Source organism: Rhodococcus sp. BP-261, assembly GCF_019835205.1.
Lineage (GTDB): Bacteria > Actinomycetota > Actinomycetes > Mycobacteriales > Mycobacteriaceae > Rhodococcoides > Rhodococcoides kyotonensis_B.
The window spans coordinates 26,336-50,622 of sequence record NZ_JABUCO010000018.1; the positions used below are offsets into that span (position 1 = coordinate 26,336).

Annotated in this window: 25 protein-coding genes and 4 tRNA genes; 26 read left to right on the forward strand and 3 right to left on the reverse strand. The window is 63.8% G+C overall.

Annotated features, from left to right (window positions below; genetic code table 11):
* Window positions 1–163 precede the first annotated feature (163 nt).
* Both HQ354_RS18320 and htpX read left to right on the forward strand, forming a co-directional pair.
* Entirely contained in the window at window positions 164–1,183 is a 1,020-nt protein-coding gene (locus HQ354_RS18320; protein ID WP_308115228.1) for a polyprenyl synthetase family protein, read from the forward strand.
* Between the two features lie 130 nt (window positions 1,184–1,313).
* Window positions 1,314–2,174, forward strand: coding sequence for a zinc metalloprotease HtpX (gene htpX, locus HQ354_RS18325; RefSeq protein WP_068429310.1), 861 nt, complete (start codon window positions 1,314–1,316; stop codon window positions 2,172–2,174).
* Window positions 2,175–2,235: 61 nt separating this feature from the next.
* Here the strand turns inward: htpX and HQ354_RS18330 are convergent, their stop codons facing one another.
* Window positions 2,236–2,736: a YajQ family cyclic di-GMP-binding protein gene (locus HQ354_RS18330; RefSeq protein ID WP_068429313.1), complete on the reverse strand. Its 501-nt coding sequence runs from the start codon at window positions 2,734–2,736 to the stop codon at window positions 2,236–2,238.
* A 155-nt stretch (window positions 2,737–2,891) separates the two neighbouring features.
* On the opposite strand from HQ354_RS18330, the gene HQ354_RS18335 reads away from it, so the two are divergent.
* The 11 genes from HQ354_RS18335 to rplA all read left to right on the forward strand — a co-directional run bounded on the left by HQ354_RS18335 (window position 2,892) and on the right by rplA (window position 7,631).
* Window positions 2,892–2,974, forward strand: a tRNA-Tyr gene (locus tag HQ354_RS18335).
* 151 nt (window positions 2,975–3,125) lie between these two features.
* Window positions 3,126–3,198 (forward strand) — tRNA-Thr (locus tag HQ354_RS18340).
* An 81-nt stretch (window positions 3,199–3,279) separates the two neighbouring features.
* Window positions 3,280–3,352, forward strand: a tRNA-Met gene (locus HQ354_RS18345).
* A gap of 60 nt (window positions 3,353–3,412) precedes the next feature.
* Window positions 3,413–3,580: a 50S ribosomal protein L33 gene (gene rpmG, locus HQ354_RS18350; protein WP_027498281.1), complete on the forward strand. Its 168-nt coding sequence runs from the start codon at window positions 3,413–3,415 to the stop codon at window positions 3,578–3,580.
* A gap of 209 nt (window positions 3,581–3,789) precedes the next feature.
* On the forward strand, window positions 3,790–4,275 hold the full coding sequence (gene hadA, locus HQ354_RS18355; protein WP_174551472.1) for a (3R)-hydroxyacyl-ACP dehydratase subunit HadA: 486 nt from the start codon (window positions 3,790–3,792) through the stop codon (window positions 4,273–4,275).
* The gene (gene hadB, locus HQ354_RS18360) at window positions 4,262–4,687 is read left to right on the forward strand and encodes a (3R)-hydroxyacyl-ACP dehydratase subunit HadB (RefSeq protein WP_068429316.1); all 426 of its coding nucleotides are present in this window, start codon (window positions 4,262–4,264) and stop codon (window positions 4,685–4,687) included. Before hadA ends, hadB begins: the two co-directional genes overlap by 14 nt.
* 158 nt (window positions 4,688–4,845) lie before the next feature.
* Window positions 4,846–4,918, forward strand: a tRNA-Trp gene (locus tag HQ354_RS18365).
* A 65-nt stretch (window positions 4,919–4,983) separates the two neighbouring features.
* Window positions 4,984–5,439, forward strand: coding sequence for a preprotein translocase subunit SecE (secE, locus tag HQ354_RS18370; RefSeq protein ID WP_068429319.1), 456 nt, complete (start codon window positions 4,984–4,986; stop codon window positions 5,437–5,439).
* Between the two features lie 61 nt (window positions 5,440–5,500).
* The gene (nusG, locus tag HQ354_RS18375; RefSeq protein ID WP_068429322.1) at window positions 5,501–6,331 is read left to right on the forward strand and encodes a transcription termination/antitermination protein NusG; all 831 of its coding nucleotides are present in this window, start codon (window positions 5,501–5,503) and stop codon (window positions 6,329–6,331) included.
* 65 nt (window positions 6,332–6,396) lie between these two features.
* Window positions 6,397–6,831 (forward strand): 50S ribosomal protein L11, encoded by a 435-nt coding sequence (rplK, locus tag HQ354_RS18380; protein WP_068099499.1) that lies wholly within the window; start codon window positions 6,397–6,399, stop codon window positions 6,829–6,831.
* An 80-nt stretch (window positions 6,832–6,911) separates the two neighbouring features.
* Entirely contained in the window at window positions 6,912–7,631 is a 720-nt protein-coding gene (rplA, locus tag HQ354_RS18385) for a 50S ribosomal protein L1 (RefSeq protein WP_068429325.1), read from the forward strand.
* 216 nt (window positions 7,632–7,847) lie between these two features.
* Here rplA and HQ354_RS18390 read toward each other — a convergent pair whose 3' ends face one another.
* On the reverse strand, window positions 7,848–8,750 hold the full coding sequence (locus HQ354_RS18390; RefSeq protein ID WP_068427686.1) for an alpha/beta fold hydrolase: 903 nt from the start codon (window positions 8,748–8,750) through the stop codon (window positions 7,848–7,850).
* Window positions 8,751–8,762: 12 nt separating this feature from the next.
* Window positions 8,763–10,727: a CocE/NonD family hydrolase gene (locus tag HQ354_RS18395; RefSeq protein ID WP_068427687.1), complete on the reverse strand. Its 1,965-nt coding sequence runs from the start codon at window positions 10,725–10,727 to the stop codon at window positions 8,763–8,765.
* 430 nt (window positions 10,728–11,157) lie between these two features.
* On the opposite strand from HQ354_RS18395, the gene rplJ reads away from it, so the two are divergent.
* From rplJ to HQ354_RS18460, 13 genes are all read left to right on the forward strand, one after another.
* On the forward strand, window positions 11,158–11,733 hold the full coding sequence (gene rplJ, locus HQ354_RS18400) for a 50S ribosomal protein L10 (RefSeq protein WP_068427689.1): 576 nt from the start codon (window positions 11,158–11,160) through the stop codon (window positions 11,731–11,733).
* An 81-nt stretch (window positions 11,734–11,814) separates the two neighbouring features.
* The gene (rplL, locus tag HQ354_RS18405; protein ID WP_068427691.1) at window positions 11,815–12,204 is read left to right on the forward strand and encodes a 50S ribosomal protein L7/L12; all 390 of its coding nucleotides are present in this window, start codon (window positions 11,815–11,817) and stop codon (window positions 12,202–12,204) included.
* 341 nt (window positions 12,205–12,545) lie between these two features.
* Window positions 12,546–13,742 carry an ABC transporter ATP-binding protein gene (locus HQ354_RS18410; protein WP_174551439.1) on the forward strand — a complete coding sequence of 399 codons (1,197 nt, stop codon included), beginning with the start codon at window positions 12,546–12,548 and terminating at the stop codon, window positions 13,740–13,742.
* A 5-nt stretch (window positions 13,743–13,747) separates the two neighbouring features.
* Entirely contained in the window at window positions 13,748–14,542 is a 795-nt protein-coding gene (locus HQ354_RS18415) for an ABC transporter permease (RefSeq protein ID WP_068427693.1), read from the forward strand.
* A gap of 6 nt (window positions 14,543–14,548) precedes the next feature.
* Window positions 14,549–15,409, forward strand: coding sequence for an ABC transporter permease (locus tag HQ354_RS18420; RefSeq protein ID WP_068427695.1), 861 nt, complete (start codon window positions 14,549–14,551; stop codon window positions 15,407–15,409).
* Complete coding sequence (locus HQ354_RS18425; protein ID WP_114328238.1) at window positions 15,406–16,767, forward strand: MCE family protein; 1,362 nt, start codon at window positions 15,406–15,408, stop codon at window positions 16,765–16,767. Before HQ354_RS18420 ends, HQ354_RS18425 begins: the two co-directional genes overlap by 4 nt.
* Window positions 16,764–17,831 (forward strand): MCE family protein, encoded by a 1,068-nt coding sequence (locus HQ354_RS18430; protein WP_068427698.1) that lies wholly within the window; start codon window positions 16,764–16,766, stop codon window positions 17,829–17,831. Before HQ354_RS18425 ends, HQ354_RS18430 begins: the two co-directional genes overlap by 4 nt.
* Complete coding sequence (locus HQ354_RS18435) at window positions 17,828–18,820, forward strand: MCE family protein (protein ID WP_068427700.1); 993 nt, start codon at window positions 17,828–17,830, stop codon at window positions 18,818–18,820. The genes HQ354_RS18430 and HQ354_RS18435 overlap by 4 nt, the downstream gene beginning before the upstream one ends.
* The gene (locus HQ354_RS18440; RefSeq protein ID WP_114328240.1) at window positions 18,820–20,100 is read left to right on the forward strand and encodes an MCE family protein; all 1,281 of its coding nucleotides are present in this window, start codon (window positions 18,820–18,822) and stop codon (window positions 20,098–20,100) included. The genes HQ354_RS18435 and HQ354_RS18440 overlap by 1 nt, the downstream gene beginning before the upstream one ends.
* A gap of 14 nt (window positions 20,101–20,114) precedes the next feature.
* Complete coding sequence (locus HQ354_RS18445) at window positions 20,115–21,386, forward strand: MCE family protein (protein WP_165839480.1); 1,272 nt, start codon at window positions 20,115–20,117, stop codon at window positions 21,384–21,386.
* The gene (locus tag HQ354_RS18450; protein ID WP_068427706.1) at window positions 21,383–22,630 is read left to right on the forward strand and encodes an MCE family protein; all 1,248 of its coding nucleotides are present in this window, start codon (window positions 21,383–21,385) and stop codon (window positions 22,628–22,630) included. The genes HQ354_RS18445 and HQ354_RS18450 overlap by 4 nt, the downstream gene beginning before the upstream one ends.
* A gap of 41 nt (window positions 22,631–22,671) precedes the next feature.
* Complete coding sequence (locus tag HQ354_RS18455) at window positions 22,672–23,403, forward strand: hypothetical protein (RefSeq protein WP_308115229.1); 732 nt, start codon at window positions 22,672–22,674, stop codon at window positions 23,401–23,403.
* A gap of 65 nt (window positions 23,404–23,468) precedes the next feature.
* The gene (locus HQ354_RS18460) at window positions 23,469–24,272 is read left to right on the forward strand and encodes a hypothetical protein (RefSeq protein WP_222635341.1); all 804 of its coding nucleotides are present in this window, start codon (window positions 23,469–23,471) and stop codon (window positions 24,270–24,272) included.
* Window positions 24,273–24,287 lie beyond the last annotated feature (15 nt).

Below are 24,287 nucleotides of genomic sequence, written 5' to 3' on the forward strand. Positions count from 1 at the left end.
AGTAAAGCAGCGGCGCGACGGCCCTCGCCGACCGAACCGAACCTTCCGTCATGGGCTACGACACCTTCCAACCATGTCACCCACTAGGTTCACTACGGTAGAACGAGGTACGTCGAGAGACGCCGAGAATCCGCGGACGACGAAGAGGACAGGACCAACAACTGTGAGCACAGACGACACGACTGGAACGACGGTCGTTGCCGGGGTCGATCTGGTCGATCCAGAGCTTGCACGAACCGTGGCCGCAGGACTGGAGAACGTCGAGAGTCTGATGATCTCGGAACTCTCCGACGGCGAGGACTTCCTGACCGAGGCCGCCCTTCATCTCGCGAAGGCGGGTGGCAAGCGGTTCCGCCCGCTCTTCACCGTGCTGACCGCGCAGTTGGGACCGAACGCGTCGGACGAATCGGTGGTGACCGCGGCGACCGTCGTCGAACTCGTTCATCTCGCGACGCTGTATCACGACGACGTCATGGACGAAGCGTCCATGCGACGCGGCGCCGAGAGCGCGAACGCGCGTTGGGGCAACAGCGTCGCGATCCTGGCAGGTGACTACCTGTTCGCACACGCGTCACGACTGGTGTCGACGCTCGGTCCCGAGGCCGTGCGCATCATCGCCGACACGTTCGCCGAACTCGTCACCGGTCAGATGCGCGAGACGATCGGTGTCAAGAAGGATCAGGATCCCGTCGCACATTATCTGCGCGTCGTCTGGGAGAAGACCGGGTCGCTGATCGCGGCCTGCGGACGTTTCGGTGGCACGTTCTCCGGTGGCGACGCCGACCACATCGCCTCGCTCGAGCGACTGGGCGACGCCGTCGGCACCGCGTTCCAGATCTCCGACGACATCATCGACATCTCGTCGGTGTCCGCGCAGTCGGGCAAGACACCCGGCACCGACCTGCGTGAAGGCGTGCACACGCTGCCCGTTCTGTACGCGCTCCGCGAGGAGGGTCCCGACGGCGACAGGCTGCGCGAACTCCTCGACGGGCCCGTCACCGACGACGACGCCGTCACCGAGGCGTTGGCCCTGCTCGATCGCTCGCCCGGGATGGCGAAGGCGAAGGCGACGCTGTCCGATTTCGCCGCCAAGGCGCATGCCGAACTCGCGACGCTGCCCTCGGGGCCCGCGAACGACGCGCTGGGCCGGCTCGTCGACTACACCGTGGAACGGGTGGGCTGACGCAGTCAGTGGTGGGATCGGGCGCAGCTGGGCTGACATCTCGTTTCGGAAGGGCTGACGCGGGAACCTCGACAGGTGTCGCGGTCGTTTCTCGATTGAGGGAACGACGAAACGAAGGAAGTGGCGACCAATGAGCTTCGCGAACGGGGCAAAGACTTTCGGGCTGCTCGTGGGCATGTCGGCGCTCATCGTGTTCATCGGGTCGCTGTTCAACAGTCCGGGGATTCTGCTCGCGTCGGTCGCCCTCGCGGTCGGCGTGAACGGATGGGCGTACTTCAACAGCGCCAAGCTCGCGCTGCGGTCGATGCACGCGCAGCCGGTCACCGAGGTCGAACAGCCGGCGATGTACCGGATCGTCCGCGAACTGGCCACCACCGCTCATCAGCCGATGCCCGCGCTGTACATCAGCCCGACCAACAATCCCAATGCCTTCGCGACCGGCCGCAATCCTCGCAACGCGGCCGTCTGCTGCACGACGGGCATCCTGCAGATCCTCGACGAACGTGAACTCCGCGCCGTACTGGGTCACGAGCTGTCGCACGTCTACAACCGCGACATTCTGATCTCGTCCGTCGCCGGCGCGATGGCCGCGGTCATCTCGGGTTTGGCGAACTTCGCCATGTTCGCGTCGATGTTCGGCGGACGCGGCAACAACGGGGCCAATCCCATCGCGCTGCTGCTGGTCTCGTTGCTGGGACCGATTGCGGCGACCGTCGTGAAACTGGCTGTGTCGCGGTCGCGGGAGTATCAGGCCGACCAGTCCGGCGCCGAGCTGACCGGCGACCCGTTGGCACTGGCGTCGGCGCTACGGAAGCTGGAGCGAGGCGTGCAGGCTGCACCGCTGCCGCCCGAGCCGCGTCTGGCGTCCGAGTCGCATCTGATGATCGCCAACCCGTTCCGCGTGGGCGACCGCGTCGGGAAGCTGTTCTCGACGCACCCGCCCATGGCCGACCGGATCGAAAGGTTGGAACGGATGGCTCGGGGCGGCTGACGCCGCACGTGAGTGCGAATGTGCACTGGGCTATACATTCGCACTCACGGGTGCGAAGCACCTACCGGTAGTTGACGAACTGCAGCGCGATACCGAAGTCCTCGGCCTTCAGCAGCTGCTGGACGGCCTGCAGATCGTCGCGCTTCTTGCTGCTGACGCGCAGCTCGTCGCCCTGGATCTGAGCCTTGACGCCCTTGGGGCCGTCGTCGCGGATCTTCTTGGAGATCTTCTTCGCGTTCTCGCTCGTGATGCCCTGGAGGAGCTTTCCGGTGACCTTCCACACCTTGCCCGACGGGGCAGGGTCGTTGGTCTCGAACGCCTTCAGCGAGACGTCGCGACGGATCAGCTTCTCCTTGAACACGTCGAGGGCTGCCTTCACCTTCTCCTCGGACTCGGAGGTGATGACGATCACCTCCGACTCCCCGCTGCCGGACCACTCGATGGTGGTGCCCGAACCACGGAAGTCGAAGCGGGTCGCCAACTCCTTCGCAGCCTGACCGAGAGCGTTGTCGACCTCTTGCCGGTCGACCTTGCTGACGATGTCGAAGGAAGAATCTGCCACTGAGGAACTCCTGTGTCGTATCGAATGTTCACGTGCTGCGCACCCGACGTTAGCCGCTCCGCACCCCCGCTATCCACCCGGTTTGCGTTCTGGGGGCACAGTCGTTGTATTCTTTTCAGCGCATCGAAGAGAGCATGAATCTTCGACGTACACCCGGCAGATTGCCCGAGCGGCCAATGGGAGCGGACTGTAAATCCGTCGGCTTATGCCTACGTAGGTTCGAATCCTACATCTGCCACCCGAAGGGACCCCAGCGAGTTCGCTCGCTGGGGTTTCTCCGTGAAGAGGAAGTGCAGCGAGCCCGCTGACCACGTAATTTGGTAGTCGGCGTTCGAACTGTGTAACCTCTTGAAGGCTTCGGCGCACGGGAAACCGTGAACAGATGCCACGCCCCCTTAGCTCAGTCGGCAGAGCGTTTCCATGGTAAGGAAAAGGTCAACGGTTCGATTCCGTTAGGGGGCTCGCTGGATTGGATGGTTCGCCCAGACGATTCGCTACCGAGTCCGCCTCGGCAGTGAGAAGGTGTAGGGGTGAGCAACCTGAGGCGGTGTAGCTCAGTTGGTAGAGCAAACGACTCATAATCGTTGCGTCGCCGGTTCAAGTCCGGTCACCGCTACACAAGAAGAATGCACAGTCCTGATTCTCCGGATCAGAGTTACCTGAAAGTAGGCATCCAGTGGCCTCCTCCACCGATGTGCGGCCCAAGATCACCTTGGCCTGCGAGGTTTGCAAGCACCGTAACTACATCACGAAGAAGAACCGCCGCAACGATCCCGACCGCATCGAGCTGAAGAAGTTCTGCTCCAACTGCGGCACGCATCGCGCTCACCGCGAGTCTCGCTAGTAGCGAGCCTCTCGGCTGCAGGTTCTCGTTCGAAGTCGACGCCGCGCGTTAGGCTTACTTCTTCGCCCTAACGGATTTTGCGTCCTGGGTAGAAAAGGTACGAATTCCGCGTGACCGAAACCGATTTTCGCGTGACAGCGACGGCGCAGTCTGTTGCGCCGTCGCACAATTCAGAAGTTCCGCAGGATCCCGCTGCGCACGCCGCCGCGATGGTCGGCCACCATTACAAGGTGGATCAGCCGTACGAGGTGGGCCGGGAGAAAGTGCGTGAGTACGCGCGTGCAGTCCAGGACTGGCACCCTGCTCACCACGACGAAGAGGCAGCGAAGAGCTTCGGCTACGACGGGCTGATCGCGCCGCTCACCTTCATCTCGCTCGTCGGCATCATCGCGCAATCGCGGATGTTCAAAGAGTTCATCACCGGGTACGACCCGAGCCAGATTCTCCAGACCGACCAGCGTCTGCAGTTCCACAAGCCGATCCAGGTAGGCGACGAGCTCAGCTGCGAGGTCTTTCTCGAATCGTTCCGTCAGATGAGCGGCAGCGACATCATCACGACGAAGAACATCGTGACCGATCAGAACGGCGAGCTGGTGCAGACCACGTGGACCACACTGGTCGCCCGCACCGGTGGAGAAGTCGACGAAAACATCGCCCACGCAGTGAAGGAAGTGATCATGCATGGCGCTTCGTAATTTCGCGGACGTATCCGTGGGCGACGAGCTCCCCGAGCGCGTCGTCAAACTCACGCGCGGCGATCTGGTCAACTACGCCGGCGTGTCCGGTGACCCGAACCCGATCCACTGGAGCGACGAGGTCGTGAAGCTCGCGGGTCTGGACAACGTCATCGCTCACGGCATGTTGACGATGGGTCTCGGAGCAGGCTTCGTCACGTCGTGGCTCGGAGACCCCGGTGCCGTCACCGAATACAACGTGCGTTTCACGAGCTCGGTCTACGTGCCTGCGGACTCCGCTGCGTCGGTCGAGTACTCCGGCAAGATCAAGTCCGTCGACGCGGAAACGAAGTCGGCGGTCATCGCGATCACGGCCAAGTCCGAGGGCAAGAAGATCTTCGGACGCGCGACGGCCACCGTTCGCCTGGCCTGACCAGGTGGATTTCAAACTTTCATAGCCTGTGCAGTACACTGAGATTTCTGTGGTTGTCCAGCGCTGCGCGCTGCCTGAGTTCTCCTTTGGAGAGTTGTAGGGGTAGCGCGTATGTTGTGTGACCGCAGGACGGTCCGATCCAGTGCGGATCGAACCGAAGGGGCGTAGCTCAATTGGTAGAGCAACGGTCTCCAAAACCGTAGGTTGCAGGTTCAAGTCCTGTCGCCCCTGCCCACGTTGCACTCCCTCGCTCCGGCGAGGGTGTACGACAATTTCGGCTACTGAGAGGAACGACGGTGAGCGAGGAGCGCGGTAAGCGCGACGAGACGTCGGAAGATCTTTCCGCGTCGGACTCGTCGACATCCGACGACACTGCGTCCGCCACCGACGAGGCAGCTGCATCCCGATCGGGCGCTGCCGGTTCCGAAACCTCGGCCCGTCCGACCGGAAAGCGCACTACGCGCCGGACGCGCGCCGCATCGGTCGAGAAGACGCCGGCCGCCGCGTCGTCGGTCACCAAGGTCGCGACTCGCTCCGACAAGCCGCGTGAGCCGAAGCGCATGAACATCTTCAAGCGTCTGCGCAAGTTCCTCCGCGAGGTCGTTGCCGAGCTGCGCAAGGTCATCTGGCCCAATCGCAAGCAAATGGTCACCTACACGAGCGTTGTGCTCGTGTTCGTGGCATTCATGGTCGCGTTCATCAGCGGCCTGGATTTGGCGTTCACTCAGGGCGTCGAATGGCTGTTCGGCTGACCGGTATGGGTGAGCAGAACATGATCGACCCACGTACTGAACGAGAGAAAGGGTGCCTGCTGTGAGCACGCCGCACAACGACGCCACCGAAGTGGCCGCATTCGACGCCGATGTCGAGGCGACCCACCAGGGCCTCGAGGCGGAGCAGGCCGCTCAGGACCGCGAGACCGACGAGGCTATCGCCGACGCCGTCGAGGCAGAGGGCGCCGATGACGCGCAGGCCGACGATGCCGTCGCCGAAGGACTGGCCTCCGAGGCCGACGAGGTCGAAGACCCCGTCGCCGAGCTGAAGGCTGCGCTGCGACGCGCCCCCGGTGACTGGTACGTCATCCACTCGTACGCCGGTTACGAGAACAAGGTGAAGGCCAACCTCGAGACCCGCGTCCAGAACCTCGACGTCGGCGACTACATCTTCCAGGTCGAGGTTCCGACCGAAGAGGTCACCGAGATCAAGAACGGCCAGCGCAAGCAGGTCAACCGCAAGGTACTGCCCGGCTACATTCTGGTGCGTATGGACCTGAACGACGAGTCGTGGGGCGCGGTGCGCAACACGCCCGGTGTCACCGGATTCGTCGGCGCCACGTCGCGTCCGTCGCCGCTGACGATCAACGAGGTCGTCAAGTTCCTCATGCCGCAGCAGGGCGAGAAGAAGGAAGCCAAGGCTGCAGGCGCCACCACCGATGCCACCGCGGCGGAGACCACGGCGAAGCCGACCATCGAGGTCGACTTCGAGGTCGGCGAGTCGGTCACCGTCATGGACGGCCCGTTCGCGACGCTCCCCGCCAGCATCAGCGAGGTCAACGCCGAGCAGCAGAAGCTCAAGGTGCTGGTCTCCATCTTCGGCCGTGAAACTCCGGTCGAGCTCGGCTTCACGCAGGTCGCCAAGATCTAGCGGGCCGAACCACAGAACTTGCAGTAGTAACCGCAAGAAACCCGAGCGAATACAAGGAAAAAGAAATGCCCCCGAAGAAGAAGAAGCTAGCCGGGATCATCAAGCTTCAGATCCAGGCAGGACAGGCCAACCCTGCTCCTCCCGTCGGCCCCGCGCTGGGTCAGCACGGCGTCAACATCATGGAGTTCTGCAAGGCGTACAACGCCGCGACCGAGTCGCAGCGCGGAAACGTCGTGCCGGTGGAGATCTCGGTCTACGAAGACCGGACCTTCGACTTCAAGCTGAAGACCCCTCCGGCCGCCAAGCTGCTGCTCAAGGCTGCAGGCGTTGCCAAGGGCTCCGGCGAGCCGCACAAGACCAAGGTCGCCAAGGTCACCATGGACCAGGTGCGCGAGATCGCCAAGACCAAGCAGGAAGACCTCAACGCCAACGACATCGACCAGGCCGCGAAGATCATCGCCGGCACTGCTCGCTCGATGGGCATCACGGTCGAAGGCTGATCCTCAGCCGCAGCAGTACCCCCGTGGGAGGGCCGGCCAGGCCCGTCAACCACACTGAACTCACGATTGGACAGTAAGACATGGCAAAGCGCAGCAAGGCCTACCTCGAGCAGGCCGCAAAGGTCGACGCAGACAACCTGTACTCGCCGCTTCAGGCAGCGAAGTTGGCCAAGGACACCGCGTCGAGCAAGTTCGACGCAACCGTCGAGGTCGCCGTTCGTCTCGGCGTCGACCCTCGCAAGGCCGACCAGATGGTGCGCGGCACCGTCAACCTTCCCCACGGCACCGGCAAGACCGCTCGGGTCATCGTTTTCGCCGCTGGTGAGAAGGCTGTGGAGGCCGAAGCAGCAGGAGCCGACGTCGTCGGCGCCGAGGATCTGATCGAGCGCATCCAGGGCGGATTCCTGGACTTCGACGCCGCGATCGCGACCCCGGACCAGATGGCCAAGGTCGGCCGTATCGCCCGCGTCCTCGGACCGCGTGGCCTCATGCCGAACCCGAAGACGGGCACGGTCACCAACGACGTGACCAAGGCCGTCAACGACATCAAGGGCGGAAAGATCAACTTCCGCGTCGACAAGCAGGCCAACCTGCACTTCGTCATCGGCAAGGCATCGTTCGACGACGCCAAGCTGGTGGAGAACTACGGCGCCGCTCTCGACGAGATCCTCCGCGCGAAGCCGTCGTCGGCAAAGGGCCGCTACGTCAAGAAGGTCACCGTCTCGACGACGACCGGACCTGGCATCCCCGTCGACCCGAACCGCACGCGTAACCTGCTGTCGGACGACGTCGAGGCCTGATCCAGCTCGACTTACGAAAGCCGACTCCCATTCATGGGGGTCGGCTTTCGTCGTATCCGGGGGGCGGCGGCGGTCGGACCGAGGGCGTCCTTCGGTCACTCAGAGTGAGCGAGGGCGTCCTTCGGTCACCTGGAGAGTTTCGCCGGTCTGGAGCGAGGGCGTCCAATGGTCGCCCAGAGTGACCGGATGTGACATTCGGTCGGAGGGGCGGAGAGCTCAGACCCGCCCGAAGTTCGACGACAGTTCCCCGAGGATCTCGTCCCACAGAGGCCGCGGGAGGTCGTGGCCCATTCCGTCGATGAGGTGCAGCCTGGAATTCTTCGCCGCTCGGGCGACGGCTTTTCCACCGGTGGGCCGCATCAGCCGATCGGCGCGGCCGTGGACGACGACGGTCGGCCCTGCGATCTGCGTGGTGTATCGCCGCAGGCTTCCCGTGCCGGTGACCGCAGCCATCTGACGTAGTGCGCCTGCGGGACAGTAGTTGCGGTCGTACATCTGGCCCGCGGTCTCGAGGAGTTCGTCCATCGGCGTCGGGTAGGCCGGGCTGCCGATGATGCGCCGCGTGTTCGCGGAGTGCCGAACGATCTCCTCGCGCGACGCTCCTGGCCCTGGCCCCTTCATGAGCGGGATCAGGGCGCGCGGATCGGGCGGCGGTAGAAACGCTTCGTTGGTGCTGGAGAAGATGATCGCGGTGCTGAGCACTCGGTCCGGGTACAGCCCCGACAGAATTTGTGCGATCATTCCGCCCATCGATGCTCCGACGACGTGCACTCGGTCGATGTCGAGGTAGTCGAGCAACCCGATTGCGTCGGCTGTCATGTCCAGCAGCGTGTAGGGCACGGTGCTGGGTGCGCCGAGTCCGGTTCGCAGCAGTCGTAGCAGCGCCGAACCCTGGATGCGCATTGCGTCCATCTTGGTCGACAAGCCGATGTCGCGGTTGTCGAACCTGATCACTCGGAAACCCATGTCGACGATGCGTTCGCAGAACTCGTTGGGCCACAACGTCATCTGCGCACTGAGACCCATGATCATCAGCACGGCGGGATCGTCGGGGTTGCCCATGTCCTCGTACGCGATGTCGAGCGAGTTCGACGCCGCGAAGCCGGTTCGGGTCTGCACGATGACCTTCTTTCACCAACCGGGTGTGCCGAGCAGCGGGACGACGAGGAAGCTGGGCTCGTCGGCGTCGAGAACGACGTCCTGTCTGCGGCCCCTCGTGCGCAGCAGGTCGGGGAGTATCGGCATGAATCGTGGTGCGTCGGTCGCGAATACGTCGACGCGGAGGCGGTGACCTACTCGGACGACGGCCTCGGTCGTCAGCAGGTCGATGTCGAGAATCACCGGCTCGCCCACGGGCACATCCAGCATGGAGGCCTCGGTCAACGGGTGGTGCGGCTTGGTGTAGTCCCCGTTCGGCGCGAAGAGGGACTTCTCGTCGTCGATGGCCCGACGGGAGGTCAACAGTGCACCGTTCGTGATGACCGTCGAGGTGCCGTCGGGTGCGACGTCGCAGACCATGATGGCCCACAACGCTTCTCGCGCATGGCACACGACCTGCATGTGCAGATTCATCGGGCCGGAGACGACCGTGTCCGCGTGGGCAGGGCCGGTGGTGAACGTGGCGGCGGCGCCTTCCGCGAAGCGATTGTCGTAGGTGAACCCGCCGCCGAACACCGCGGTGATCCCGGCCAACACCTGCGTCGTGTCACGAGACACCGTCGGGCGAAGAGACGGACGAACGGTGAAGATTCCGCTGGATCCGTCGGGCGTGCCGACGAGACTGCCGTCGGCTACTGCATGCGCGGCGACGCCGGAAGTCTTGGCAGAGAGGTAGAGCCGCGTCGGCTGCGCGTGAGGAGCGGGAAATCGCCCATGCGCTGTCCACGTACCGCCCTGACTGCGGAGAGTGACGGGTCCGTACTTCTCGATTCCGTTGTCCTCGTCGCGGAGCCAACGATCGAACCAAGCGCGTTCGAGCACGTCGAGACGAGGTGGGAACCCCGGTCGTCCGAAACCGATCCCCGGATTGCCGTGATAGCCGTCGCCGACGAGAAGCTGTTTGTGGCCGCGTTCGAGCGCGAGCCGGTTGTAGATGTCGGGGGCCGAGCCTCCGAAGATGTCGTGCCAGCATCCGTAGACGAAGGTGGGTACGTCGATCTGTTCGATGTCGGCGTCGATGTTGTCGTAGTAGGGGTCGTCGTAGATTCTCGTGTCACCGCCGGTCAGGAATCCTCTGGCGAGATCGAGCATGTGAGTGGCGGGGGAGGACGCGCGATCTCGGAGCCAGGTGACGACGTCGAGGCCCTGCAGCGACGGCACCCATTTGAGCCCGTTCACGGTCGTCAACCACAGCTGTATGAAGAAGGACGGCGCACCGCCGGTCGCGAAGATCTCACGAACGATGTCGACCGATCCTTCGACGGCGAACACCGCCTCTAGCCCGTTCGGCCTCTTCGCTGCGGCCTGCAGTGCGTTGATCGCCGAGTACGAGATGCCCGTCATTCCGACGCGGCCGTTGCTCCACGGCTGGGAGGCACTCCATTCGATGATCTCGATGGAATCCAGCTGCTCTCGATTGCCGAGAACATCCCACTTGCCTGCCGACGACCCGGTGCCTCGTGCGTCGACGATGACCTGGACGTACCCGCTGCGGATCAGGTGACGATTGACCGACAACAGATCGGCTGCACCGCCGTCGACGATGCGGGTTATCTCCGTGATCCCTTCGAAGGGGGTGCCGCTGAGGTCGAGTCGGCGCGAGAGCCCACGGAGTGCTCGACCCAGCACGGGCGTCCCGAGAAGCGCATCGATGCCCGTCACGAGGCCCTTGTTGTACGGCGTGATGTTCAGAACCACCGGAAGCGGGGTCGCGACGGCAACTCCTGCGACATCGGCGGGGCGAAAGACGTCCGCCCGTAGAACGGTCCCGTCGCTCATCGTGATCGGAACGTTCGACGCTCGTGCGATCTCGGGATAGCGGGGCGGTGCCTCGACGAGGTTGCGCCACGCGGTCGCTGCGTCGCCACCGCTGGGGTCGCGTACTCGCTCCTGGGCGTGCCCAGGACGCAGGAGGGGACGTGGCTGCGCTGCCGTCATGTATCCGATTGAACCGTCAAAATGCTCGGTTGTCCTGTGAGCGGCGATTGTTGTGCGCAGCTGACAGCAACGCTCGGGCAAACTTGGTGGGCAGTCACATCCGAAAACGGTGAGGCGCACTGTCGGGCCGTTTTGGCGTAGTGGCACTGCTCGAGGTACTGTTGCCGACGGTTCGGATGTGGAATGCATCCGGTCCACCCAATCGAGTTCTACCCAAGACCGTTGGTCACCGCCTTCTCCAGGGAATGCGGTTGAAGGTCCGAGTTTCTCGGACGGCCCACGCAGGAGGACGAGGTAAGGGACCTGTTCGACGGCGTCTTCGCGACGCTGTTCTCATGTCTACGCCCCGTGTGCTTCTTGCGCCGGGGCGTTCGTCGTTTCTGCCGGACCTCTCGCGATCGACATTACTTCCCACGAGAGGAGGCGAAGTATGGCAAAGCCCGAAAAGGTCTCGGCAGTATCCGAGATCACCGAACAGTTCAAGGGTTCGACGGCTGCCGTCGTCACGGAATACCGTGGCCTGTCGGTGTCCGGTCTGACTCAGCTCCGGCGTGCGCTCGGCGAAGGTGCCACGTACTCCGTCGCCAAGAACACCCTGGTCAAGCGCGCTGCTGCCGAAGCCGGCATCACCGGGCTGGACGAGTTGTTCGTCGGACCGACCGCCATTGCATTCATCAAGGGCGAGCCGGTCGACGCTGCGAAGGCCATCAAGGCGTTCGCAAAGGACAACAAGGCCTTGGTCGTCAAGGGCGGCTACATGGACGGCGCGACGCTGTCCGTGGACGAGATCAACAAGATCGCGGACCTCGAGTCCCGCGAGATCTTGCTGGCAAAGCTTGCAGGTGCCATGAAGGGCAACCTGTCGAAGGCTGCCGGCCTGTTCAACGCTCCGGCGTCGCAGGTTGCACGTCTGGCCCAGGCATTGGCAGACAAGAAGGCCACCGAGGCACCGGCTTCTGCCGCTGCCGAGGCACCGGCAGAAGCAGACGCTCCCGCCGAAAGCTGATCCGCACTTTTCAGCGAACAGCTACACACCACCACCTGTGTCGCGGATCAGCGACTCGGTACTAAAGGAAGGACCGCCACCATGGCGAAGCTCAGCACCGAAGAATTGCTCGACCAGTTCAAGGAGCTCACCCTCCTCGAGCTCAGCGAGTTCGTGAAGGCATTCGAGGAGACCTTCGAGGTCACCGCAGCTGCTCCCGTCGCCGTCGCCGCTGCAGGCGCTCCGGCTGCCGGTGGCGCTGACGCTGCCGAGGAGCAGGACGAGTTCGACGTCGTCCTCGAGTCGGCCGGCGACAAGAAGATCCAGGTCATCAAGGTCGTCCGTGAGGTCGTTTCCGGCCTCGGCCTGAAGGAAGCCAAGGACCTCGTCGAGAGCGCTCCGAAGGCCATCCTGGAGAAGGTTGCCAAGGACGCAGCCGACGCTGCCAAGGAGAAGCTGGAAGCAGCCGGCGCCAAGATCACCGTCAAGTAATTCTTGCCGGGCCGATCACGGTCTGTCGCTTCATCGAAAGAGGGCCACCTCCCGTGCGGGAGGTGGCCCTCTTTCTTTCGTCCGTGCAGCGTCTTGTCGATGCGGAGCGGTCGGAAGCGCCATATTCTGTGGTCTGTCACAGTGCCGACACGTTGGTTTTCGTCACAAATCCGGCGAGTCGTACGCGTGTCTCAGTGACATGAGTCACACTAAGCTCAGGATCTCGGCCCGCCTCGGGGATTATATTACTGGGCAGTAAGCTCCTGTGTCGGTGCGGACACTCGTATGCGATAGAGTGACCGGGCCCACATCCGGTGATGTGTACGAACTTGGAGGTCAGAGTGGGAGTCGAGGTTTCGGTCGAGGGTCTGACCAAGTCTTTCGGTGTTCAGAAGATTTGGCAGGACGTATCGCTGACGCTGCCGTCGGGAGAGGTCAGTGCACTCCTCGGGCCGTCCGGCACCGGCAAGTCGGTGTTCCTGAAGTCCCTGATCGGTCTGCTGCGGCCCGAGCAGGGCAAGATCTTCATCGACGGAACCGACATCCTGCAGTGCTCGTCGCGTGAGCTCTACGAGATCCGCAAGCTGTTCGGCGTGCTGTTCCAGGACGGCGCTCTGTTCGGGTCGATGAATCTGTACGACAACGTCGCGTTCCCGCTTCGCGAGCACACCAAGAAGAGCGAATCCGACATCCGCAAGATCGTGATGGAGAAGCTGGAGCTGACGGGTCTCGTCGGCGCCGAGGACAAGCTTCCCGGTGAGATCTCCGGCGGTATGCGCAAGCGCGCGGGTCTGGCCCGTGCCCTCGTGCTCGATCCCGAGATCATCCTCGTCGACGAGCCGGACTCCGGTCTCGACCCGGTGCGCACCACGTACATCTCGCAGACGTTGATCGATATCAACGCCGAGATCGATGCGACCATTCTCATCGTGTCCCACAACATCAACCTCGCGCGGACGGTGCCGGACAACATCGGCATGCTGTTCCGTCGCCAGTTGGTCATGTTCGGTCCCCGTGAGGTCCTGTTGACCAGCGAGGAGCCCGTCGTCAAGCAGTTCTTGAACGGCACGATGATCGGCCCGATCGGCATGTCCGAGGAGAAGGACGAGGCGCAGATGGCGCACGAGCAGGCGCTCGTCGACGCCGGACACCATGCGGGCGGCGTCGACGACGTCGAAGGAATCGTGCCGCAGATGAAGGCGACGCCCGGGACGCCGGTTCGCCAGGCCGTTGCTCGCCGGCAGGAAAGGGTGCGACGCATCATGCACACGCTGCCGCACAGCGCGCAGGTCGCCATCCAGGAAGACCTCGACGCCACCAACTCGTCTCAGCAGGTTCCCGCCTATGCAGGACAGAGCTACGACGACGGCTCCGGTTACCAGCAGCAGTACGACCAGACCGGCTACGAGCAAGCGGGATACGACCAGCAAGCGGGCTACGACAATTCCGGGTACGAGCAGACCGGCTACGACAACTCGGGCTACGACACCGGATACAGCGACCAGGGCCGCGGCTCGTCGCAGGGGCGGGGACAGTAAGGGCTATGGGGGGTTCCAAGAAATCCGCGCTCGCACCGGCTAGCGCAGCACTGACGCAGGCCGGAAATATCGTCGAATTGTTGGTGGACGTCGTCCGCAACACGTTCAGGCGCCCGTTCCAGCTTCGCGAGTTCATCGAGCAGGCATGGTTCATCGCCAGCGTCACGATCCTGCCGACGGCACTCGTGGCCATTCCGTTCGGTGCCGTCGTGTCGCTGCAGACCGGCTCGTTGATCAAGCAGCTCGGAGCCGAGTCGTTCACCGGCGCCGCCAGCGTGCTCGCCGTCATCCAGCAGGGCAGTCCGATCGTGACGGCGCTGCTGATCGCCGGCGCCGCCGGGTCTGCTGTGACGGCAGACCTCGGGTCGCGCACCATCCGCGAGGAGATCGACGCGATGCGGGTGCTCGGTATCGATCCGATCCAGCGCCTCGTCGTTCCTCGTGTCCTTGCGATGATTCTCGTGGCCCTGCTGCTGAACGGTCTCGTGTCCGTCGTCGGCATCGCGGGCGGCTACTTCTTCAACGTCGTGCTGCAGGGCGGAACTCCCGGCGCGTACCTGGCGTCCTTCTCGGCGCTCGCGCAGTTGCCCGACCTCTACGTCGCCGAGTTGAAGGCCGCCATCTTCGGCCTGATCGCGGGAATCATCGCGTCGTACAAGGGTCTCAACCCGAATCCCGGCCCGAAGGGGGTCGGTGAGGCAGTGAATCAGACGGTCGTCATCACGTTCCTGTTGCTGTTCTTTGCCAACCTCATTCTCACCCTGGTGTATCTCCAGGTCGTGCCGGCGAAGGGAAGCTGACCCGCAATGACCATCGCCAAAGGTCGTGGCGACCGTACTCTCATGCGCGCGAAGCGAATTGCGAACGCGCCGCTGACCGTGCTCGACAGCGCGGGCGAACAGATGTCGTTCTACGCGCGAGCCATCGGATGGATCCCGCGCACGCTGATCCACTACAAGAAGGAAACCCTTCGTCTGCTCGCCGAGGTCACCTTCGGTAGCGGCGCGCTCGCCGTCATCGGCGGCACCATCGGCGTCATCGTGATGATGTCCGGCGCAACGGGTGTCGTCGTCGGCCTGCAGGGTTACGCAGCGCTCGAACAGCTCGGCAGCTCGGTGCTTACCGGCTTCCTGTCGGCGTACATCAACACCCGTGAGATCGCGCCCGTCGTCGCCGGTCTGGCGTTGTCGGCGACGGTCGGCGCAGGATTCACCGCGCAGCTCGGAGCCATGCGGATCTCCGAGGAGATCGACGCACTCGAGGTCATGGCGGTACCGAGTGTGCCGTTTCTCGTCACGACGCGCATGATCGCCGGATTCATCGCGGTCATCCCGCTCTACATCGTCGGTCTGCTCGCGTCGTACATCGCCTCTCGCGGCATCAGCACGATCTTCAACGGGCAGTCGGGCGGGTCGTACGACCACTACTTCAATCTGTTCCTACCGCCCGAGGACGTTCTCTATTCGTTCCTGAAGGTGTTGATCTTCGCCTTCGTGCTGATCATGATCCACTGCTACTACGGGTTCCATGCTTCGGGCGGACCTGCCGGAGTCGGTGTCGCAGTGGGTCGTGCCGTGAGGACCGCCATCGTGACGGTCGCTGTTCTGGACTTCTTCCTCAGTCTTGCCATCTGGGGAACCACCACCACAGTGAGGGTTGCAGGATGATCGACTCGCCGTCTCGCCTCAGGCGACTTCTGTTGGGTCTGGCATTCTTCTTGGTTCTCATCCTTTTCCTCGGGTGGTCCATCACGTCGTACAACAAGACGTTCAAGAAGGTCGTCAGCATCGATCTGATCACCGACTCGGTGGGCAACGCCCTGCCTGCCAACGCGGACGTGAAGGTCCGCGGGTTGATCGTGGGTGAGGTGCGCTCGGCGTCGACCGTCGACGGCGTCGTCACCGCGCATCTGGCGATCGATCCGGACAAGGCGGAGCTGATCCCGTCGAACACGACGGCGCGTTTGCTGCCGAAGACGCTGTTCGGTGAGCGCTACGTGTCGCTGATCGTCCCGGAAGGAGACACGGCGTCGCCCATCACGAACGGCACCGTGCTGCGCCAGGACACGAGCGGCGACGCCATCGAGGTGGGCCAGCTGCTGGACAACCTGCTGCCGCTGCTCGAAGCCATTCCGCCACAGGACCTGGCCAATACGCTCGGTGCGTTGGCGCAGGGATTGAGTGGCCGCGGTGCGGAACTCGGCATGACGATCGATCGGCTCGAACGCATCTTCGGGAGCTTGAACACCGAGTTGCCGAACATTCAGGAAGATCTGCGTGGTCTCGCCGACTTCTCGCAGACCTACTCCGACGCTGCCCCCCAACTGGTGGACGCGCTCGAGAACCTGAGTGTCACCGGCAACACGTTCGTCGAGCAGCGTCCTGCGGTCGACACGTTGATCGCGACGCTGACATCCACCAGCGGAACGACAGCGGACTTCCTGCAGGCCAATTCGAACAACCTGATCAACATCGCAGCGAATTCGCGTGAGGCACTGGAACTTCTGGCCAAGTACTCGCCGTCGTTCGGGTGCACGTTCTCGCAGTTCGTTCCGACCGTCGCCGAGGCGCAGAAGGTCATCGGCGTCGGAGACGAGTATCGGGGCATCAACGTGACCGCGTCGTTCGTCAACCCGAAGGGTCGTTACCTGCCCAACCAGGACGAGCCGCGTCTCTTCGACAACCGCGGACCGAAGTGCTACACCCCGGCGAACACCGATGCGGGCGAGTTCTTCCCGCAGTACCCGGGCGGATCGGCCAACGACGGGTCCTACCAGGTGCCGTCGAGAAACCCAGGACCGCAGGAGATCCCCGAACTTCCCGCACCGCAGCTGTCGGGCGTGCCTGCTGCGACGGGTACCGACGGCCAGGCGACGCCTGCGGGGTACGAAGGGTCCGATTTCGAGCGTGACACCCTCGCCGTAATCTACGGCGAGGCCGGGGGAGTGGCTCCAGGTGAGATCCCGTCGTGGACGACGACTCTCGGAGCGCCCGCACTGAGGGGAGCGGAGGTGACCATCAAATGAGAGGACTTGCAGCTCCACTCGTCAAACTGATCGTGTTCGCGGTGGTGACCATCCTGGCGACCGCCACGCTCGCGTTCTCGATCGCGAACATCAGCGGCGGAGGCGGCGAGAAGTACAGCGCGATCTTCAGCGACGTCGCGTCGCTCAACAAGGGCGACGAGGTGCGGATCGCCGGTGTTCGCGTCGGTGACGTCAAGAACATCGAAATCGTCAACGAACGCGAAGCACGCGTCGAGTTCAGTGTCAACGGTCGCGACTACCTCCCGTCGACCGTCACTGCGAACCTGCGATACCGCAACCTGGTGGGGCAGCGCTACATCGCCCTCGAACAGGGCTCCGGAGAGCAGGGCGGAAAGCTGAACCCGGGCGGGGAGATTCCGCTTTCGCAGACCAAGCCCGCCGTCAATCTGACGACGCTGTTCGACGGCTTCCGGCCGCTGTTCACGACGCTCAACGCCGACGACGTGAACAAGCTGTCGTACCAGATCATCCAGGTGTTCCAGGGCGAGGCGGGCACGATCTCCGACCTGGTGCGCAGCACCGCGAGCCTGACCAACACGGTCGCGGACAAGGATCGGGTCATCGGGGCCGTCATCACCAACCTGAACACGGTGTTGGAGACGGTGAACCAGCACGACAAGGATCTGGATTCGCTGATCGTCAACACGCAGCAGCTCGTGTCGGGGTTGTCGGCCGATCGTGACGTCGTCGGGTCCGCCGTCACGTCGCTGGCCGGTCTGACGGACGCGACCTCGGATCTGCTGGAGCCGACGCGACCCGCGATCCAAGGATCGATCGCGTCGTTGAACACGCTTGCGACGACGCTGAACAATCGCGAGGAAGACCTGACGAAGGTCATCCAGACACTGCCGAAGAAGCTCGACAAACTGATTCGCACCGCGCAGCAGGGATCGTGGTTCACGTTCTACCTGTGCGGCATCGACATTCAGGCCGGGCCGGGCACTTCGCCGAACTTGAACCTGCCGACGGGACTGCCGACTGTGAATCAACCGCTGTACACGAACGCGGCCGAGCGGTGCAAGGCTGGGGGGATCCAGGGATGAAAAAGCGTAGCCCGGTAGTGGCCGGTGCGCTCGGCATCATGATCGTGCTGCTCGCGACCGTCGCCGTGTTCTTCCTCGACCGTCTGCCCATTCTGGGTGCAGGGTCGGTGTACACCGCGGAGTTCTCCGAGGCAGCAGGTCTCAAGCCCGGCAACGAAGTGCGCATCGCGGGCGTCAAGGTCGGCAAGGTCGATTCCGTCGATCTCGCCGGCGACAAGGTGAACGTTCAATTCCGCGTGCAGGACGCGTGGATCGGCAACAACTCGTCGGCTTCGATCCAGATCAAGACGCTGCTCGGCCAGAAGTACCTGGCCATCGATCCGCGCGGCGACGAGGTCTTGAAGCCGAAGGATCCGATTCCGCTCGAGCGCACGACATCTCCGTACGACGTCATCGACGCGTTCTCGGACGCGGCGCGCACCATCACCGACATCGACACCGACCAGTTGGCGTCGAGCTTCCAGACGCTGTCGCAGGCGTTCTCGGAGACGCCGGACGACATTCGCGCATCGCTCGACGGTGTCAGCAGGCTGTCGCAGACCATCGCAAGTCGAGATGCCGAGTTGCAGAGGCTGTTCGAGGCGACCGGCAAGACCTCGAAGGTGCTGGCCGACCGTAACCAGGAGTTCAACCGCCTCATCGCCGACGCCGGTCCGTTGCTCGAAGAACTGAACAACAGGCAGCAGTCGATCTCACAACTGCTGACGGGTACGCAGCGGCTGTCCACGGAACTCACCGGATTGGTTCGCGACAACGAGCAGCAGATCAATCCGATGCTCCAGCAGTTGAACGGAGTCATCGACATCCTGAACGCGAACAACGACTCCCTGTCCAGGGCGCTCGAGCTCTATGCGCCGTTCGTGCGCTTGTACGCCAACGTCACGGCGAACGGCCGGTGGCTCGACATCACCCTCGCCAACCTGACGCCGCCCGGTCTGCCGCTCATTCCCGGCTACCGTCAGCCCGCACGCGATCTCGGGGGCAACTGATGACCGACACCGCACAGAAACAGAAGACGTCCGGCATCGGCAAGGGCGTCATCGCAGCCGTCGTGATCGTCGCGTTGGTCGTCGCAGCCGGTCTGTGGTGGCTGTTCACGCGCGCCGGCGCCACGAACATCACCGCGTACTTCGACAAGTCGGTCGGTATCTACGAGGGCTCGGATGTCCGTGTGCTCGGTGTCGCGGTCGGTGAGGTCACCTCGGTCACCCCTCAGGGCGACCAGGTCGAGGTCCAGATGCGCGTGAAGCGCGGCATCGACATCCCGGCCGACGCGAAGGCAGCGCAGATCACGCCGTCTCTGGTGTCGGACAGGTACATCCAGCTCGCGCCCGCGTACAGCGGTGGCGACACGATGGCCTCCGGCGCGGTCATTCCGCGCGATCGCACGGCAACTCCCGTCGAGGTCGACCAGATCTACGCGAGCATCGACGAACTCTCGACGGCTCTCGGCCCCGAGGGTGCCAACAAGGACGGCGCGCTGACCGATCTGGTGAACACCGGTGCTGCGAACCTCGATGGCAACGGAGAAGCGTTGGGCGACAGCATCACTCAGCTGTCCGAGGCGTCGCGCACACTCAACGAGTCGCGCGGCGACCTGTTCGACACGGTCAAGAACCTGCAGACGTTCGTGTCGGCGCTCGCCGCGAACGATCAACAGGTCCGAAACTTCAACAATCAGTTGTCGGATCTCACGAGCTTCCTGAACGGAGAACGCGAGGATCTCGGCGCGGCGCTGAACCAGCTGTCCATCACGCTCGGTGACGTCGCCGGATTCGTCGCGGACAATCGAGATCAGCTGGTGCAGGCCGCCGATGGTCTCGTTCAGCCGACGCAGACGTTGGCCGACGGCAAGGAATCGCTGGTGGAGACGCTGACGCTGCTTCCGCTCGCAATCAGTAACCTCGTCAACGCGTACGACGCCGAATCGGGAACGCTGGCGTCCCGCGCCAACCTGCAGAACGAGACGCAGGACCCGTTGGGCACGGTGTGCAGATTGATCGACCTCGGCAAACTGGTGCCGGGAGATCCGCGCTTCGAGCAGCTCGGTGCGCAGATCCAGCCGATCATCGATCGATGCAGCGAATTCACGACCTTGATTCAAGGGCCCGTGCGGGATTCGGGCGTCGTTCTGCCGTTCGGTGTCCTCAGCGGTACGACCGAACAGAACGCCGTCGTGCCGGGAACGGTGCCCGGCACCGTGTCGCCGCGTCTCGGCGAGAACAACACGCTGCCCGGTTTGCAGCAGTCGCTCGGAGGGGGACAGTGATGGGGAGGTCGGTCATGCGTACGCGTCCACTCGTCGTGCTCGCCGGTGCGACGGTCGTCGGCTTGTCGGCGACGGCGTGTTCGCAGGGCGTCTACGGCATTCCGCTGCCCGGTGGCGCGGACACCGGAAGCAACCCGATGCATCTGACCATTCAGTTCCAGGACGTGCTCGACCTTGTCCCGCAGTCGACGGTGAAGGTCGACGGTGTCGAGGTCGGCCGAGTCGATTCGATTTCGGTGCCGAACGGTGAGTGGACCGCGAACGTGAACGTCATCGTCGACAATTCGGTGGATCTGCCCGCCAATGCGCTTGCCGCAGTGGAGCAGACGTCGATCCTCGGTGAGAAGTTCGTTCAGCTGACGGTGCCTGCGGGTGACGCCGATCCGCAGAAACTGCAGGACGGCGACACGATCCCGCTGGATCGCACGCGGTCGACGACGAACATCGAGCAGGTGCTCGGCGCGTTGTCGATGGTCCTCAACGGCGGTGGCGTCGGCCAGCTCGCTCCGGTCGTCAAGGAACTGAGTGCTGCGTTCGACGGTCGCGAGGGCAAGACACGCAGTCTGCTGGAACAGGCGAACACCCTCATCGGTGGCCTCGAAGAGCAGCGCGACGACATCACCCGGGCGCTCGACGGTCTCGACGTTCTGACGACCGAGGTCAGCGGCCAGACCGAGAAGATCGATCGTGTGCTGTCGGACCTTCCGATCGCGACGGACGTTCTCGAGCAGCAGCGTCCGCAGTTGACGCAGATGCTCGGCCAGCTGGATCGACTCGGCGCCGTCGGCACCGACGTGATCAATCGGTCCAAGGACAACCTGATCGCCGATCTGCGTGCGCTGCGGCCGACGTTGCAGGCGCTCGCCGAGTCGAGCGAGGACATCGTCACGACGCTGCCGCTCATCCCGACCCTCCCGTTCCCCGACGGCATCGAGCAGATCACACAGGGCGATTCGGCGAATCTGTACCTGTCGCTCGATCTGTCGATCGGCACCACGCTGCGCAATCTCGGTGTGGGAGAAGGCGATCCGGTCTACATCCCGCCGAAATACGGTGACACGCTGCCGCTGGTCGATCCGTCGAACCCGTACTACAACGGCAACGGACCGCGCCCGGGATGGCCGACGATCTCGCTGCTGCCGTTGCCGCCGATCATTCCCAATCCGTCGCCGCCGCCGGGAGTTCCGGTCGCGCCAGGAACCGAACCGGTGGACTCGCCCGTGAACGAACCGACTCCGTTCGCTCCGTTGAACGACCTGCTCGAACAATTCGGAGGTGGACAGTGAGATCGCGGCTGGTCAGGATTCAGCTGTTCGCATTCATCGCCGTCGCGGTGCTCGGCATCGTGTACGTCGGTGGAAAGTACGTCCGAATCGACAATCTGCTCGGCTTCGGGCAGTACGACGTCAATGCGCAGTTCGCGGACTCGGGCGGCATCTTCACCAACGCCGAGGTGACGTACCGCGGTGTGCCCGTCGGGACGGTCGGTGCGTTGTCGCTGACGTCGGACGGCGTGAACGTCGAACTGCTGTTGAACAACGGTGGGCCGGACATTCCGTCGTCGGCGAAGGCCGTCGTGGCCAACCGCTCTGCGATCGGTGAGCAGTACGTCGACCTGCAGCCGACCAGCGACGAGGGTCCGTACCTCGAAAGCGGTTCGGTCATCGTCGAGGCGGACACGGCAACGCCCGTTCCGGTCGAGAACGTGCTCGCGAGTGCGGACAGTCTCGTCAGTTCCGTTCCGTTGCAGAACTTGACGACGGTTGTCCAGGAACTGGGCACGGCATTGAACGGCAAGGGCGACGATCTGCAGGTCCTCCTGGACTCGCTGAACACGCTCACTCAGTCCGGTGACGAGGCGTTGCCCCAAACTCTCGCGCTCGTTCGGGACAGCCGGACGGTTCTCGACACCCAGTCGGATCAGGCGTCGGCCATCCGTCAGTTCAGCACCGACCTGAACAACGTGACGGCCCAGCTGCGCAGCAACGACCCGGACATTCGACGACTGATCAACACCGGCACTGCCGCCAGCGATCAGATCGGTGCGTTGATCGACGAGGGCGGTCCGGCGTTGACGACCGATCTGAACAACCTCAACGAGGTCACCGAGCTTGCCGCGCCGCGCACGCTCGCGTTGCAGCCGCTGCTGATCTTCCTGCCCGCGTTGGCCGCTGGATCGAGCACGTTGACCCCGGGCGACGGCACGATCCATCAGGGTCTGCTGCTCGAGACGAACAACCCGCCGCCGTGCACGGTCGGCTACGAGGGCACCCAGGCGATCCTCGCGGAGGAGAAGGCGAAGAACCCGAACTTCGACATGTCCGAGGACAACTACCCGCTGAACCTGCAGGCCAACTGCACGACGCCTCAGGGCAGCGTGACAGGTGTTCGTAGTTCCAACCGCATCGTCTTCGCGGATCCCGAAACCCCGCAGCCGTGGGATTCGAAGCCGAAGGTCGATCCGGACAAGCTCAACTTGAATCCGATTGCGACGCAGCTCGCACCGCTGATCGGTGTCACTCCGAAGTAAGCGGATCGGGTGACGAAGTTACCGAGTAGTAGGGTGTCAGTGTGACGTCAAACACCGAAGCCCAGGAGCCGACTTCCGGCGCTCCTGGGCCATCGAGCGAAAATGTCGGCCGAAAGAGCAGCAGGACTCCGGTTCTGATCGGCGTATCCGTCGTCGCGATCGTCGCCCTGGTAGCGGCCGTGTGGTTCGGAATCGGGTACGTGAACGCGCGATCCGACAAATCGGTTGCCGACACCCGCGACTCGGCACTCACCGGTGCCCAGCAGGTGGCGATCAACCTCAACACCGTCGACGCCGCCAACATCGATCAGTCGTTCGACGACATGAAGTCGTCCATTACCGGCGACACGATGCTGAACGATCTGGAAGCAACACGGTCGTCTATCGACGACGCGGTCCGCACGTCGGGAGCCAAGAGTTCGGCCGAGTTGATGCACTCGACCCTGACCGAACTCAGCGCCGACGAGGGCACAGCCACCGCACTGGTCGTCATCGCCGCGACGACGACGTGGCCTGACCGTCCGGCGCAGAAGGTCAAGCAGACCATGCGGTTGTTCATGGAAGACGTCGACGGTACGTGGAAGGCCAACAAGGTCGACCCGATCGGAACACCGATCGCGCTCGACGCGTCGGGCGGGCAGACGGACTCGAACGGATTGCCGCTCGACCCCAATGGAGCTCCCGCCCCGACCACTGAGCCCGCCGACCCGAACGCGGTCCCGTCCGAAACCGCGGAGCCTGCGCCCGCTCCCGATGCGACCGGCGGGCAGTGACATCCGTCCTGCCCTGACCATCGGATAGTGGCATTTTTCGAAAGAACTACGAGGAGTTGTCCGCAGTGCCTCCACAGCGCCGGAAGATCGTTCCCCCCAACACCACCAGCAAGGCTCGGAAGAAGGTGGCGGGCAGCAATCGCAGAACCGAGCCCGACGCCGTCGCGTCCGACGCAGCGACTCCGGACACCACGGCGACCTCGGATTCCACCACGCCGGTAGACCTTTCGAAGGCTGCGAAGCCCGACGCCGCCGCGCCTGAACCCGAGGCTCCCGCAGAACCGCCCGCTCCCGCGGAACCTGCCGCTCTCGCGGAACCTGCCGCTCCTGCGGAGCCCGCCGCTTCCGAGGCGCCTGCCGCTTCCGAGGAGCCTGCCGCGCGGACCAGCTGGACGCCGGTTGTCGCAGTGGGGGTCGCTGCCGTCGTGTTCGGTGCTGTCGCCGTCGTTGCTGCGCTGAAGCCCGGTGCGGACGTCGACAATTCGGCGTGGGTCGACCAGAACGCGACGTCCGAGGTCACCGCTGCGGCGACGGACGCATTGAAGACGCTCTACACCTACAGCGACGCGACGATCGACGAGGACTTCGACAAGGCCCGCGCCGTCCTCAACCCCGACATGCTCGCCGAGTTCGACCGAGTGGCCGACACGACGAAATCGGCTGTGCGCCAGACTCAGACCGCAACGCAGGCCGACATCTCCGATATCGGCGTCACGCGCCTCGAACCCGATCACGCCGAGATCGTCGCACTGCTCAATGTCAGTGCCACGCAAGCGGGCGTCGCGCAGGGAAATGCCGAGGGGCCCATCGTCGTGAACATGGAGAAGACCGACGGTAAGTGGATTCTTTCTGCCATCTCCGATCAGTAAGCGGTATCAGCAGCC

Bases quoted from the DNA above. Each gene is read 5' to 3' on its own strand.
- htpX (WP_068429310.1), top strand. From the start codon at position 1,314: ATGAGCTTCGCGAACGGGGCAAAGACTTTCGGGCTGCTCGTGGGCATG.
- hadA (WP_174551472.1), top strand. From the start codon at position 3,790: ATGGTCGGCCACCATTACAAGGTGGATCAGCCGTACGAGGTGGGCCGG.
- hadB (WP_068429316.1), top strand. From the start codon at position 4,262: ATGGCGCTTCGTAATTTCGCGGACGTATCCGTGGGCGACGAGCTCCCC.
- rplK (WP_068099499.1), top strand. From the start codon at position 6,397: ATGCCCCCGAAGAAGAAGAAGCTAGCCGGGATCATCAAGCTTCAGATC.
- rplA (WP_068429325.1), top strand. From the start codon at position 6,912: ATGGCAAAGCGCAGCAAGGCCTACCTCGAGCAGGCCGCAAAGGTCGAC.
- HQ354_RS18395 (WP_068427687.1), bottom strand. From the start codon at position 10,727: ATGACGGCAGCGCAGCCACGTCCCCTCCTGCGTCCTGGGCACGCCCAG.
- rplJ (WP_068427689.1), top strand. From the start codon at position 11,158: ATGGCAAAGCCCGAAAAGGTCTCGGCAGTATCCGAGATCACCGAACAG.
- rplL (WP_068427691.1), top strand. From the start codon at position 11,815: ATGGCGAAGCTCAGCACCGAAGAATTGCTCGACCAGTTCAAGGAGCTC.
- HQ354_RS18415 (WP_068427693.1), top strand. From the start codon at position 13,748: ATGGGGGGTTCCAAGAAATCCGCGCTCGCACCGGCTAGCGCAGCACTG.
- HQ354_RS18420 (WP_068427695.1), top strand. From the start codon at position 14,549: ATGACCATCGCCAAAGGTCGTGGCGACCGTACTCTCATGCGCGCGAAG.
- HQ354_RS18425 (WP_114328238.1), top strand. From the start codon at position 15,406: ATGATCGACTCGCCGTCTCGCCTCAGGCGACTTCTGTTGGGTCTGGCA.
- HQ354_RS18430 (WP_068427698.1), top strand. From the start codon at position 16,764: ATGAGAGGACTTGCAGCTCCACTCGTCAAACTGATCGTGTTCGCGGTG.
- HQ354_RS18435 (WP_068427700.1), top strand. From the start codon at position 17,828: ATGAAAAAGCGTAGCCCGGTAGTGGCCGGTGCGCTCGGCATCATGATC.
- HQ354_RS18440 (WP_114328240.1), top strand. From the start codon at position 18,820: ATGACCGACACCGCACAGAAACAGAAGACGTCCGGCATCGGCAAGGGC.
- HQ354_RS18445 (WP_165839480.1), top strand. From the start codon at position 20,115: ATGCGTACGCGTCCACTCGTCGTGCTCGCCGGTGCGACGGTCGTCGGC.